The organism is Pseudomonas sp. Irchel s3f19 (genome assembly GCF_900187555.1).
In the GTDB taxonomy this organism is placed as follows: Bacteria; Pseudomonadota; Gammaproteobacteria; order Pseudomonadales; family Pseudomonadaceae; genus Aquipseudomonas; species Aquipseudomonas capeferrum.
The window spans coordinates 171465-184604 of record NZ_FYDW01000008.1 but is presented as its reverse complement, the minus strand read 5'-3'; the positions used below and the strand labels follow the sequence as shown (position 1 = coordinate 184604).

The window sequence follows — 13140 nt, the reverse complement described above, 5'->3', positions numbered from 1 at the left end:
GGCGCATTGCAGGTGTTTTAGGTGGACTTTACCGTGGCCAGCGCGCCAGCGCGCGTTACCCGCAAGGCCACCAGGCTACCCACCACGATCAATGCCGCCAACGAATACAGCGCGGCATCGGTCGACCCGGTCTGGTCCTTGATGAAACCGACCAGATACGGGCTGAGGAAGCCCGCCATCTGCCCCACCGAGTTGATCACCGCCAGCCCGGCCACGGCCGCACCGGCGCTGAGCAGCGCGGTGGGCATTGGCCAGAACATTGGCAGGCCGGTGAGCGCGCCCATGGTGGCGATCGACAGGCCGAGGATGGCAATCGGCGGGTTGCCGGCGAAGTTCACGGCGATCAGCAAGCCGATGGCGCCCATCAGCATTGGCACTACAAGGTGCCAGCGGCGCTCGTTGCGCAGGTCGGCCGAGCGCCCGCAGACGATCATGAACACCCCAGCCAGCAAGTACGGAATGGCGCTCAGCCAGCCAATCAGCAAGGGGTTGTCGAAGCCCATGCTCTTGATGATCGACGGCAGCCAGAAGTTGATCGCGTACACACCGCTCTGGATACAGAAGTAAACGAAACCGAACGTCCAGATCAGCGGGTTGGTCAGCACTGCGAGCACGCTGTCACCGCTGGTGGCGGGCTTGCTGGCGGCATCGGCTTTAAGGTCGGCCTCGATCAGTTGGCGCTCGGTCGGGTTCAGCCACGTGGCTTTCTGGTAGCCGTCGCTGAGCAGGCGGATGGCCAGGAAACCCAGGATGACGGTGGGCACGCCCTGGATCAGGAACATCCATTGCCAGCCGGCAAGGCCATGCTGGCCGGCGGCGAAATGTTCGAGGATCCAGCCGGAGAACGGCCCGCCCAGCAGCCCCGACACCGGGATCGCCGACATGAACAGGGCCATGATGCGGCCACGGCGGGCGGCCGGGAACCAGCGCGAGAGGTACAGCACCACGCCTGGGAAGAAGCCGGCTTCGGCGGCGCCAGTCAGCAGGCGCAACGTGTAGAACTCGGTGGGTGTGGTGACGAACAGCAGGCAGGTCGAGAGGCTGCCCCAGGCGATCATCATCAACGCGATCCAGCGCCGTGGGCCGAAGCGGTTGAGTGCCAGGTTGCTCGGCAGGCCGCAGAGCACGTAGCCGATGAAAAAGATACCGGCGCCGAGGCCGTAAACGGTTTCGCTGAAGTTCAGGGCGTCGAGCATCTGCAGCTTAGCGAAGCCGACGTTGACGCGGTCCAGGTAGTTGAACAGGTAGCAGATGAAAATGAACGGAATCAGCCGCAGGGTGATGCGCCGGTACAGCGCGTTACGGGTGGTGTCCGTGCCTTGGTCAGGGGCGGGGCTGTGTGCCATGATCGGGTTCTCTGTTGTTATGGTTGTCACCGCGTCGCCTGTTCCGGCGCTCGCCCTGACGAGTCTGGCGGGACTGCGGCGTGCCTGTCTTTGTGCTTTTGCACAGCGCTTGGCCAAGGCTGCTGTGCCCGCGACCAAAGCCTACCACCCCAAGGACCGTTGAATGTTCGAACTCGACCATGACCTGGCGCAGGATATCGTTGATCGGGCGATGGCCATCCTGCCCTGCAACGTCAATGTCATGGACAGCCAGGGGCTGATCCTTGGCAGTGGCGAGCCGGAGCGTATCAACACCCGTCACGAAGGCGCGCAACTGGTGCTGGCCAACGGCCGCATCGTCGAGCTGGATGTGGACGCGGCAAAGTGCCTCAAGGGCGTACAGCCAGGGGTGAACCTGCCGCTGATGCTCGATGGGCGGCTGATGGGGGTGCTGGGCCTGACCGGCGACCCACAGCAGTTGCGCACCTATGGCGAGCTGGTGCGCATGACCGCCGAGATGCTCCTGGCCCAGCGCCATCTGCAGGTCGAGCAGCAATGGCGGCGGCAGCGTTGTGACGATTTGCTGGCCTTGTTGCTGGGTGGCAGCGGCGATTCACCCAGGTTGCTCGACGAAGCCCGGCAGTTGGGCCTGAAACCCCAGCTGCCCAGGGTGCCCTGCCTGTTCGAGCTGGAGTCGGGGCCAACCGCCGAAGCCTTGTCGGCCTGGCTGACCAGCCGCTACCCGGACAGCTGGTGCGTCAGCCCCGCACGCCAGTCGCTATTGTGGTGCCGCCCGGCAGCCTTGGTGCTGGACGAAGCGCGGCTGCTCGAGCGCCTGCAGCGCCACGGCTGGCAGGTCGAGCGCCTGGCCCTTGGTTGCGTGGCGCAGAGCCTGGAGCAGTTGCGCCGAGGCTATCGCCGGGTGCGCGACTTGCTGGCCTATGGGCAGGAGGTGCTGCCCGCCGAACGCCTGCTCAGCCTTGAGCGCTATCGGTTACCGGCATTGCTGTGGCGCCATCGCAATGACGATGCCCTGGATGAACTGCTCGAACCGCTGCAACGCATCCGGGCCAAGGACGCGAGTGGTCAGCTGATTGCGACCTTGCGGGCCTGGTGCGCCCATGATGGCCAGAGCCAGGCCTGTGCCGATGCCTTGGGCATTCACCGCAACAGCCTGCGCTACCGGCTGGAACGGGTCGCCGAGCTGGGCGAAGTCGACCCGCTGCGGATGGAAGGCATGCTCAGTTTGTACCTGGGGTTGCAACTGCTGCCGGCCGGTTGAGGGGGGGGGGCGAAGGCATTTGCCCAAACAACGCCTCTGCTGTTTTGTGCATTTGACCGAGGCCAGCTTGCCAGGCAACTGTCAGCATGCCGCTCATCTGGACAGGAGAATCCCCATGAAGATCGTCATCGCCCCCGACTCGTTCAAGGACAGCCTCGACGCTGCCGGTGTCACCCGCGCCATTGCCCTGGGCCTGGCCGAGGTGTGGCCGGATGCCGAGCTGGTCGAATGCCCCATGGCCGATGGCGGTGAAGGCACCATGGAGGCCATTCTTGCCGCCAGCCAGGGCGAACTTCGCCGCCTGGCCGTGCGTGGGCCTTTGGGGCAAACCGTCGAGGCCGGTTGGGGGTGGCTGGCGCCGAGCCGCACCGCAATCATCGAGATGGCCCAGGCCAGTGGCCTGCAATGGGTGCCGACCGAGCAGCGTGATGCGTGCCGCAGCAGCACCTGGGGTACTGGCGAGCTGATCGCTGCCGCGTTGGCCGCTGGTGCCAGGCGTATCGTGCTGGCAATTGGCGGCAGCGCTACCAATGACGGTGGCAGCGGCATGTTGCGCGCCCTGGGCTTGCGCCTCCTGGATACCGATGGCAAAGCGCTGGAAGAAGGGGGCCTGGCCCTGGCAAGGCTGGCGCACATCGATGCCAGCGACCTGGACCCACGGCTGGCCGAAGTGCAGGTCGAAGTGGCTGCTGACGTTGACAACCCGCTGTGTGGGCCCAATGGCGCCTCGGCGATCTTCGGCCCGCAGAAAGGCGCAAGCCCGCAACAGGTGCAGGCGCTGGACCAGGCGCTGGGGCATTTTGCCGATCACTGTGCGCGGTTGCGCGGTGAGGATGTGCGCGACTTCCCTGGCTGTGGCGCCGCAGGCGGCATGGGGTTCGCGGCCAAGGCGTTCATGGGCGCGCAATTTCGCCCTGGGGTGGAGGTGGTGGCGGAGCTGGCCGGGCTCGATGCGCTGGTGCAGGGTGCTGACCTGGTGGTGACCGGCGAAGGACGCTTCGACGCCCAGACCCTGCGTGGCAAGACGCCGTTGGGCGTGGCCCGGGTCGCCAAGCGCCACGGTGTGCCGGTGGTTGTACTGGCCGGCACGCTGGGGGAGGGCTACCAGCAGCTGTATGCCCATGGGATTGACGCCGCTTTTGCCTTGGTCAACGGGCCGATGAGCCTGGAGCAGGCATGCGCCAACGCGCCAACGCTACTGCAGGCGCGCGCGGGTGATATCGCCCGGCTGTGGCGCTGCGCTCCTGCAGCCCCCAAAACGCATGTGAAATATTAAAAACATCTTAGTCTGATACCTCGCCCAAAACACAAGCCGAATCGGGTGCTTTTGCCAGAAAAGTACTACATACAGCGAGCGTAAAAGCCCCTATTTAGGCCGATTAATACCTGGCAACTCTCACCGTCGCCGAGAAATAAGTATTTTACTAACCCCCTGTCGCTCGCCAATTCTCTGCGCTGCACATTTGAGAGGGCGAGTCGATGTTGGTTCATGGCGATAAGGATTTCGAAGTATTGAAGAACGCCGAGCGCGAACTTCAACAGCAGGTCGGGCATATCCCCGATGCCGGGTTTTATGAGCGAAAGTTGCAAGCAGCCTGGATGCGAGCACAGCACAGCGCCCACTACGCAGAGATAGGCCCCTACCGTTTTTCGGCGTTTCAGCAATTACCGCTGACGGCCAAGGCCTTGCTTAAACGTCAACCATTGGCGTTCTGTACCGTGGCCCTGGGCGATGCGGCCAAGTACTACGCCACTACCGGCACCACGGGCGAGCCGACCCCGACCCCGCGCCTGAAACAAGACATCATCTGGAATGCTGTCAGCGTCGCCGCCCACTGGCGCTCGGTGCTGCGCCCGGGAGCACGGGTGGCCAACCTGATGCCATCGGACATCGTCCCGGTCGGCGACCTGATCGCCAATGTCTGCGAATACCTGGATGTTTCCCATGTGCGGCTGTATCCGTTCACCACCGGCATCACCGACTGGGAGCGGGTGTGCAACACCTTCGACACCTACCGGCCAACGGTGCTGTTCATCGCCCCCGGCGTGCTGGTACAGCTGACCCGCTACCTCAAGCAGCGGGACCTGTTGCACACCTTCGCCCAGTCGGTGCGCTCGATCATGCTGCTGGGCGAGGTCAACACTCAGCCGTTTCGTGAACGTCTGGCCCGTGGCTGGCAGTGCGAGGTGTTCGACGCCAGCTATGGCAGCACCGAAACCGGCACCTTGGCCGCCGTGGGCGAAGACCAGCAGATGCGCCTGGCCACAGCCACCCACTACTTCGAACTGCTGTTGCCCGACGGCAGGCTGGTGACGCCCGCCGAGGGCCTTACCGGGCGCCTCGTGGTCACCCCACTGAACCTGTATGCCCGCCCGTTGCTGCGGCTGGACACCGGCGACAGCGTGACCATCACCGCGCCGTGGCAGCCCGGGCAGCTCAGCCCCAGCTTGCTGATCAATGGCCGCGACAGTGACAGCATCATGATTGCGGGTGTCAGCCTTGAGATTCGCGCGGTCGAAGAGGTGGTCTACGGCACCTGTGACGCCACCGGCTACGTGATCGAGATCGACCGCCAGAACGACAGCGCCGCCCTGATCCTGGAGCGCGACGTGCACTGGGACAACGCGCAGGAAAGCCAACTGCAAGCGCAACTGCTGGAGCGCTCCCAACAGCTGATGGGCCTGCGCTGGAGCCGCGTGCTGTTCGTCAACAACCTGTCGGCCATCAACAAAAGTGGTGGCTCGCAAAAAAGCTGGAAGAAGACCAACCTGCGCTTCGTGGGGGGCAAGCAATGACCGCACCACGCTTTGCGCAAGGGCGCGGCCTGGGCAATGGCCAGCCTGACCTGTGGTGCACCTACGCCGCCGTGCGCAGCCTGGCCTGGGTCGAGCGCCTCGACAGCGTCGATACGGCCAGCCTGCACACCTACATTCAGTCCCGCCGCAACCGTGACGCTGGCTTCGCCTGGAGCAAAGGCATGCCGTCCGACGCCTGGGCCACGTTCTATTGCTGCGAAACGCTCAAAGACTTGGGCATTGCCATCGAGCAAGGCACCCAGACCGCCGAATGGCTGCATACCCTGTTCGACGGTGACGCCTACGCCATGTGCCCGGGGCAGACCGCAGACGTCTGGGCCACCCACTATGCGGTGCGCACCTTGGTCGAGGTTTGCGATGGCCGCGTGGCCGACCCCGATGCCTTGTATGCCTGGCTGGAAGGGCTGCAGTGCAGCAATGGCGGCCTGAGCTGGTCGGCGGACTTTGCCCGGCGCAACCTGGCCGATACCCGTGCCTGCTTCTATGGCGTGATGGCTGCGCGCGCGCTGGCTCGGCAAGGGCTGCCAGCGCCGGCCTGGGACGTGCCGCGGTTGATAGGCTGGTTGCAGGCGCAACAGATGGACGACGGTGGCTTTCGCTTCAGCGAAGCCGCCGAACGGCCTTGCCTGTGGGCGACCTACCGCGCCACGGCCAGCCTCGCAGCATTACAGGCGCAGCCGCTGGGGCCCGGCGAGTGCGTCGCCTGGATCGAGGCGCTGCGTGGCCCGAGCGGCGCCTTCGTGCGCTGGCAGGGCTATGACGTCGAAGATGTCTGGGCCGCCTTTTGTGCGGTGGGCTCGCTCAAGGCGCTGGGTGAGCCGGTCGCACACCTGGCAGATGCCATCGCAAGCTTCATCGCGACCCTGGCGTTGCCTCAGGGTGGTTACACCTATCGGCAGGTCGACGCTGCGGCTGATGTGCTGACCACGGCGGCCGCAGTGATCGGTGGACAGATGACGGATGCACAGCGGGCGGATGCGCTGCGCTGGATCGAGGGCTGCCAGATGCCGAACGAGCCCGGGATCATGTACATGCCGGGGCGTGGGGCCGAAGTGCGTTGCACCAATTGGGGCCTGGCCGCCGGTGCCTTCGCTGACCGCCCCGACGCACGCAAGGCAGTCGGACACTGGCTGGCCTCGCTGCAGAACCCCGACGGTGGCTTCGGTTTCTGGGAGGGGCGTGGTTCTGACCTGGTGTCCACTGCATCGGCGGTGGCGATTCTGCAGCAACTGGGTAACAACGCCGGTGTCGACCTTGTCGAGCTCGAAGCCTTTGTCGCCAGCTGCTGCCAGCAGGGCCGCCATGCCGCGTACCCGCGTGGGCAGGTCTCTTTGCGCGCCAGCCTGCAGGCATTGATCTGCCTGCGCCATGTTGGCCGGGATGTTCGCGCGCAGGCAAGCGACCTGCTGGCCGCGCACAAGGTGCGCCGGGGCGGCTTCGCCAACCAGGGGCAGCGCATCCCTGATCTGCTCAGCACCTACCAGGCCGTGGCGTTGGCCGCAGCGCTGGGGTTGCCGGTCGACCTGGCGCACCTGCGCTTCTTCCTCGACAAGGTGCGCAGCGGCCCGGGGTATGCCTGGTCGCCGCTCTACCTGCAGGGGCACGACGCGTTGTCGGGCTGCCTGGGGCGCCTGTTGCAGGCGTTTGCCGACGGCAAGTGTCTGCACCTGCCCAACTTGCAGCTGTCGTGAGGAGCAGGCATGCCGACCATCACTGTTACCTGCGCGCCGCTGCAGGCCATTGAACGCAAGCGCCTGGCCCTGGCCTTCACGCGCCAGCTCAAGGCGCTGGGTGCCGAGCCTGCGCACTGCATGGTGTTTTTCAACCCGCTGACGCCTGGCTGCGTGTTCGGCGCGGGCATGCCGTTGCCTACCGTGGACGGTGACGGCGCCGCCTTGCAGTTCTACCTGCGCATCACCTTGTCGGTGGCGCGCGATGCAATAGCCCACGCGGTATTGGCTGAGGGCCTGCACCGCTGCCTAGCCACGCACTACCCGGATGCTTTTGTCTATCTGCAGTTCGACCCGATCCTGCCGGAACAGGTGTTCTACAGCACGGGAGCGGAACTTATCAATGCCGGCAACCCACAAGGAACAACAGGCCCGTGAGCAACTTATCTATTGAACAGCGTATTCGTCAGGCATTGGCGCAGTTACTGGGCGACGAAGTCCTTGCCATCGAGAAACAGGATAGTTTTCGCGACTTCATTGGCGAGCGTTTCGACAGCCTGATGGCCGTCGAAGTCATTACCGCCATTGAAGGCTGTTTTGAAATCGAAGTGGATTACCTGAGTGACGATGTCCGCTACTGGTTTGAAACCTTGGAGAAGATGGAAACGTTCGTCGCCCAGAAGCTTGAAGATCAATTGACCCTGCAGGCCGCTGAATGAGCAGCGACCATTTGTTCACCACATCGGGCTCTACCGGTGTGCCCCGCCAGTGGCTGCGCAGCCACGCGCAGATGACCCAGGAGGCGGCCTTGATACTCGGCCACTGGGCGGCTGGCGCGACCGAGGTCCTGTCATTTGCGCCGAGCACGCACAGCTACGGCATGATCCTGGGCGAGGTCGGCGCGCAATGGCTGAACGCGCGGCTGCAAGCCTGCTCCCTGGAGCAGCAGGTATTGCCGCAACTCGATGGCGACGGGCCTTGTGTGATCCTCGCCATTGCCAGTACCTGGCGGCTGTTGCCCACCCTGTTGGCGCGCCTGTCGGCACGGCGCTCGGTGCTGGTGGTGCACAGCGCTTCGCTGCTGCCCCCCGACGCCTTGGCCATCGTCCAGCGCCTTGCCGGGCCGCAGGTGCGCTTCATCGAACTGCTGGGCGCCACCGAAACCGGCGCCATGGCCGTTCGCGAGCTGGATGCGCAAAGCAACGCGGAGCAACCCTGGACGCTGTTGGGCGACGTCACGTTGCTCAGCCCGATCGGCGCGCCGAGCCCGCTGGAAGTCAGCAGCCCGCGTATCGCCCGGGAGCAGGGGGCTGCGGCACCGGCCAGCCGTCACCGTTGCGATGACTTGGTGCTGGCGTTGGACGCCCGACGCTTTCAATGGCTGGGCCGTGCCAGCAGCCTGATCAAGGTCAACGGGGTACGGCTCGACCTGGCACGTGTGGCCAGCGAGCTGAGCCAGCAACTGCACTGCCCGACCCTGGCCTGCGTGGCGGTGCGCGATGCGCTGCGCGCCGAGGCGTTTGAAGTGCTGTTCAGCTCGGCAACGTTGACCGAGCGGGCAGTGCGTGAAGCGTTCACACACTGGCCAGCGCACCACCCGCGACCGGTCGCCGTGCGCCGGGTCGCCCATCTGCCTCTGTCTGCCACCGGCAAGCCCCAGCCGTGGGCGGCCGCAACTTCTGTCAAGGAATACACCCATGAGCCACGCTGATACCCAGAACACCATCGCCCATTACCTGAACCACTGCGGTGCGCCGCTGGACAGTGGCCGCGAGCAACCCGAATACCTTGGCCTCAGCCTGCGCAAGCGCCTCGAACTGCTGCAGCGCAGCCCCGCGCTGGCGGCTGACTGGGCCGCGCAGTACGACGCCTGGCGCGACCATGCCGACAGCCACTATCGGTGCCTGACCAGCACCCGCCCAGCCGAGGCACCGTGGTTTCGGCTGGGGGTCAAGGACACCGTGGATGTCGCCGGCCTGCCGACCCGTCTGGGGCTGCGCAGCTACCGTCACTACCCGCAGCGCAGCGCCAAGGCGCTGACCTGCCTCGATTCGCGCATCGTGCTGACCAGCAAGGTGGCGACCACCGAGTTGAACATTGCGTTCGGCGCAGGCTGCCGCAACCCGCACTACCCGAGCATCGATCCGTCAGGGTCCAGTACAGGGTCTGCGGTCTCCGTGGCGGCGGGCCTGTGCGATATTTCGTTGGGTACCGATGTACTCGGTTCGGTGCGCTGGCCGGCATCGCACTGCGGCATGGTCGGCTTGCGCATGACCCAGAAGGCCGCCAGCCTAGCCGGGGTACTCCCACTGTCGCCACGCATGGACGCCCTCGGTTGGGTCACCCGCAGTGCCGACGACCTCGACTTGCTACTGCCATGGCTGGGCCTGGCACCGCTGCTGGGGGATCAGCAACCGCTCAAGCCGCACTACCGAGTTGGCCTGTTGGCGCACGCCCTGGACCCGGCACTGACCAGCGCGCCCATGCTCGACATGCTGGGCCAGGCCCGAACCGCCTTTGCCGACCTGGGCATGACGCCGCGCGACGTCGCCATGCCGGAACTGTGGGCCTGCCGTGGCGATGCCTGGCAGCTGTGTGCGCGTGACGCCTGGCTGGCCTCGGCCGCCTGGGCACGCCGCTTCGACAGCGAACTGCACTGGTCGACCCTCAGTGCGCTCAAGGTCGGTGAAGGGGTGAGCGACAGCGATTATCAGCGCATTCATGGGCGCATGGACGCCGTGCGCGCGGGCATCGATGCCTGGTTCGACAGCGCCCAGGTGGACTTCGTGGTCTTTCCGATGGACCCGAACCGGCCATTCGACCGGCGCAACCCGCAACCGGGTGACTCGACCATTCCGTCACCCCACGATCACGATTACCCGCAGAAGATCGGCTTCACCCCACTGGCCAGTTTCAGCGGCCTGCCAGCCATCACCGTGCCGGTTGCCCTCAGTGCCGACGGCAAGGCGCCGTTGGCCATCCAGATCATGGGCCGACGCGACAGCGAGCAGCAGTTGCTGGACATCGCCAAACGGCTGCAGGCGTTGATCGGCCTGCTGCCTACCCGCCGTCTTCAGGTGTAAGGAGCGAGCCATGTGCGGAATTACCGGCTGGGTGGACTACACCCGCGACCTGAGTCAACAGCGCCAGATGCTCGGCGCCATGACCGACACCCTGGCCCTGCGCGGGCCAGATGCCAGCGGCAGCTGGCAGCACCGGCATGCCTTGCTGGGCCACCGGCGCCTGGCGATCATCGACCTGAGCGGTGGCGTGCAGCCGATGACCTACCGCTTCGCCAGTGGTGAGGAAGTGGCGCTGGTGTATACCGGCGAGGTCTATAACCACAATGCCCTGCGCGAGCGCCTGCGCCAGGCCGGGCACACCTTTCAGACGCGCAGCGACACCGAAGTGGTGCTGCACGCTTACCTGGAGTGGGGCGAGCAGTGCTGCGACTACCTCAATGGCATGTTCGCCTTTGCCGTGTTCGACGGGCGCGATGGCCATTTCCTGCTGGTACGTGATCGCCTGGGGGTCAAGCCGCTGTACTACGCCCGCCACCAGCAGGGGCTGCTGTTCGGCTCGGAGATCAAGGCGGTGCTGGCGCACCCCGACTTCGCCAGTGCCCTGGACGCGGTCGGCCTGGTGGATGCCCTGAGCCTGAGCCGGGGTACCACCCGCACGGCGTTGCGCGGGGTCAGCGAACTGCCGCCCGGGCATCGGTTGTCCTTGCGGCCCCAGGGGCAGGTCAGAATCAGCCGCTATTGGCAACTGCAACGCCGAGCGCACGAGGACGACCTGGCGACCACGGTCGAGCGCACCCGCGAGCTGCTCGACAACGCGCTGGGCGAGCAGCTGCACGCCGATGTGCCGGTCTGCTCGCTGCTGTCCGGTGGCCTGGACTCGACCCTGCTCACCGCCATGGCGCAACAACGGCTTCAGGCGGAGCAGGGCGGGGCGGTGAACTCGTTCTCGGTGGATTTCGTCGGCCAGGCCGAACAGTTTCAGAGCGACGCGTTTCGCCCGGAGCGCGATCAACCTTACGCCCTGGCTGCCGCGCAGTACATCGGCAGCCAGCACCAGACCATCCTGATCGACAACCGCGAGCTGGTAGCGGACGCAGCGCGTCTGGCGGTGTACCGCGCCAATGACAGCGCGGCAACCTTCGGCGACGTGGATACCTCGCTGTACCTGCTGTTCAAGGCCATCCGCGCGCACTCTACGGTGGCAATATCCGGTGAGGCGGCAGACGAGGTATTTGGCGGCTATGCCTGGTTCCGCGATCCGCAGGCCGTGGCGGCAGCGCGCTTCCCTTGGTTGTCGCGCATGCAACTGCTGCAGCCTGGGCTGATCAACCCGGAGTTCAACCGTACCTGCGACTTTGCCGGCTATCAGGACAGCTGCTATCACCAGGCCATGGACAGCGTCGAGCACCTGCCGGGTGACAGCCCGCTGGAGCGGCGCATGCGCGAGATCTGCCACATGCACCTGCAGCGTTGGCTGCCGATTCTGCTCGACCGCAAGGACCGCCTGAGCATGGCCGCCAGCCTCGAAGTGCGGGTGCCGTTCACGGACCACACCTTGGTGGAGTACGTGTACAACGTGCCGTGGTCGATCAAGGGCAAGGATGGCGAGGAAAAATGGTTGCTCAAGCAAGCCAGCGCCGGCCTGGTGCCGCCTGCGGTCTTGCAGCGGCGCAAGAGCCCGTACCCGACGTCGGCCAACCTGGCCTATGAACGCTTCCTGCGGGGGCGCATCGGGCAGTTGCTGAATGCGCCAGGCCAGCCGGTGTTTCAGGTCATCGACCGTGGCCAGCTGGCCGCCGAGTTGCGCCAGCCCGAGGGCTACTTCAACTCGCAGCTGCGGCGCAACAACCTGGAGACCGCCTTGGCGCTGGATACCTGGCTGCAGGAGTATCGCCTGACGCTGTAGGGCTACAGGATCAAAGGGCTCTTCAGGGTGTCGCTGAAGCGCTTCGGCGCGCCCTGGTCGAGCATGGCGATGAAGCTGCCCAAGGCAGGCGAGGCGTTCTGAGTGTTCCAGTTCATGTACAGGCCCATGGTCGGGGTCGGCTGGTCCTTGATCGGGCGTATCGGCCGGAACTGCACACGGTCGCGCAGCGTGGAGTAGGCGATCGACTCGGGCACCAGGGCCACGCCGAAACCACAGGCCACCAGGCCGATCAAGGTATGGATCTGCGCCGCTTCCTGGACAACCTTGGGGTAGAAACCGGCCGACTCGCACAGGGCGATCAACTGGCTGTGGTAGCCACTGCCCAGGGCTTGCGGGGTGAACACGAAGTCCTCTTCGGCGAAGTCGCGCAGGTCGACCAGGGGCTGCTGCGCTTTGGCGTGGCTGGCCGGCAGGGCCATGATGATCTGCTCGTTCAGCAACAGCCGCGATGCGATGATGTCGGGCGGCATCGGCAGTTTACGCATGAAGCCGATGTCGGCTTCGCCGGCCAACAAGGCCTTGGCCTGGGAGGCTGAGGGCATCTCCCGGATGGTCAGGCGCACATTCGGGTAGACCTCGCGGAACCTGCGCAAGGTGGTGAGCAGCGACTCGTAGTACGCGATGGAAATGGCCGTGATGGTCAGCTTGCCGCAGATGCCTTCGGAAACATTGCGCGCGTACTCGATGCCTTGCTCCAGTTCCTTGAGCGTGCGGTAGGCGGTTTCCAGGAAGGCCATGCCGGCGGCGGTCAGCTTGACCCCACGCTTGTTGCGCAGGAACAGGCTGAAGCCGAGCTTTTCTTCAAGGCGGTTGATCGCTTGGCTCAGGGGCGGCTGCGCCATGTGCAGGCGGATGGCAGCCTTGTGGAAGTGCAGTTCCTCGGCCACGGCAATGAACTGCCTGAGCAAACGTGTTTCGATCATTCTACGTTCCTTCATCGACATGCAGGGTGCCCGGAAGGCGGCCGGGCCGCCCCTGCAAGGCGGCCATCATAGTGCGTGGCACCCGAGTGACAAAGCCCGGTGATATCCCTGAGATATCAAAGTTGCATGCTTTTAATATTAAGTCATTGATTTTTTTATTGTTATCGTAAAAA

General features: G+C 65.1%; 11 protein-coding genes. 9 read left to right on the top strand and 2 right to left on the bottom strand.

Features of this window, described 5'->3' with window-relative positions; all coding sequences use genetic code 11:
• Nucleotides 1-17 precede the first annotated feature (17 nt).
• A complete protein-coding gene (locus CKW22_RS19140; protein ID WP_033697748.1) occupies nucleotides 18-1346 on the bottom strand; it encodes an MFS transporter in 1329 nt (442 codons plus the stop codon).
• Between the two features lie 163 nt (nucleotides 1347-1509).
• Between CKW22_RS19140 and CKW22_RS19135 the strand changes: the two genes are divergently transcribed.
• The 9 genes from CKW22_RS19135 (at nucleotide 1510) to asnB (ending at nucleotide 12023) form a co-directional block, all read left to right on the top strand.
• Complete coding sequence (locus CKW22_RS19135) at nucleotides 1510-2607, top strand: sugar diacid recognition domain-containing protein (protein WP_033697751.1); 1098 nt, start codon at nucleotides 1510-1512, stop codon at nucleotides 2605-2607.
• A 115-nt stretch (nucleotides 2608-2722) separates the two neighbouring features.
• Nucleotides 2723-3883 (top strand): glycerate kinase, encoded by a 1161-nt coding sequence (locus CKW22_RS19130; RefSeq protein WP_095064775.1) that lies wholly within the window; start codon nucleotides 2723-2725, stop codon nucleotides 3881-3883.
• A gap of 203 nt (nucleotides 3884-4086) precedes the next feature.
• On the top strand, nucleotides 4087-5403 hold the full coding sequence (locus tag CKW22_RS19125; protein ID WP_033697755.1) for an AMP-binding protein: 1317 nt from the start codon (nucleotides 4087-4089) through the stop codon (nucleotides 5401-5403).
• On the top strand, nucleotides 5400-7115 hold the full coding sequence (locus tag CKW22_RS19120) for a prenyltransferase/squalene oxidase repeat-containing protein (RefSeq protein ID WP_095064773.1): 1716 nt from the start codon (nucleotides 5400-5402) through the stop codon (nucleotides 7113-7115). The genes CKW22_RS19125 and CKW22_RS19120 overlap by 4 nt, the downstream gene beginning before the upstream one ends.
• A 9-nt stretch (nucleotides 7116-7124) precedes the next feature.
• On the top strand, nucleotides 7125-7532 hold the full coding sequence (locus tag CKW22_RS19115) for a hypothetical protein (protein WP_033697759.1): 408 nt from the start codon (nucleotides 7125-7127) through the stop codon (nucleotides 7530-7532).
• Nucleotides 7529-7813, top strand: a complete 285-nt coding sequence (locus CKW22_RS19110; protein WP_033697761.1) for an acyl carrier protein — start codon at nucleotides 7529-7531, stop codon at nucleotides 7811-7813. Before CKW22_RS19115 ends, CKW22_RS19110 begins: the two co-directional genes overlap by 4 nt.
• Nucleotides 7810-8805: an AMP-binding protein gene (locus CKW22_RS19105; protein ID WP_033697764.1), complete on the top strand. Its 996-nt coding sequence runs from the start codon at nucleotides 7810-7812 to the stop codon at nucleotides 8803-8805. Before CKW22_RS19110 ends, CKW22_RS19105 begins: the two co-directional genes overlap by 4 nt.
• Complete coding sequence (locus CKW22_RS19100; RefSeq protein ID WP_095064771.1) at nucleotides 8792-10177, top strand: amidase; 1386 nt, start codon at nucleotides 8792-8794, stop codon at nucleotides 10175-10177. The genes CKW22_RS19105 and CKW22_RS19100 overlap by 14 nt, the downstream gene beginning before the upstream one ends.
• Before the next feature lie 10 nt (nucleotides 10178-10187).
• Nucleotides 10188-12023 carry an asparagine synthase (glutamine-hydrolyzing) gene (asnB, locus tag CKW22_RS19095; RefSeq protein ID WP_095064769.1) on the top strand — a complete coding sequence of 612 codons (1836 nt, stop codon included), beginning with the start codon at nucleotides 10188-10190 and terminating at the stop codon, nucleotides 12021-12023.
• A gap of 2 nt (nucleotides 12024-12025) precedes the next feature.
• Here the strand turns inward: asnB and CKW22_RS19090 are convergent, their stop codons facing one another.
• Nucleotides 12026-12967 carry a LysR family transcriptional regulator gene (locus tag CKW22_RS19090; protein WP_095064767.1) on the bottom strand — a complete coding sequence of 314 codons (942 nt, stop codon included), beginning with the start codon at nucleotides 12965-12967 and terminating at the stop codon, nucleotides 12026-12028.
• Between the last annotated feature and the right edge of the window lie 173 nt (nucleotides 12968-13140).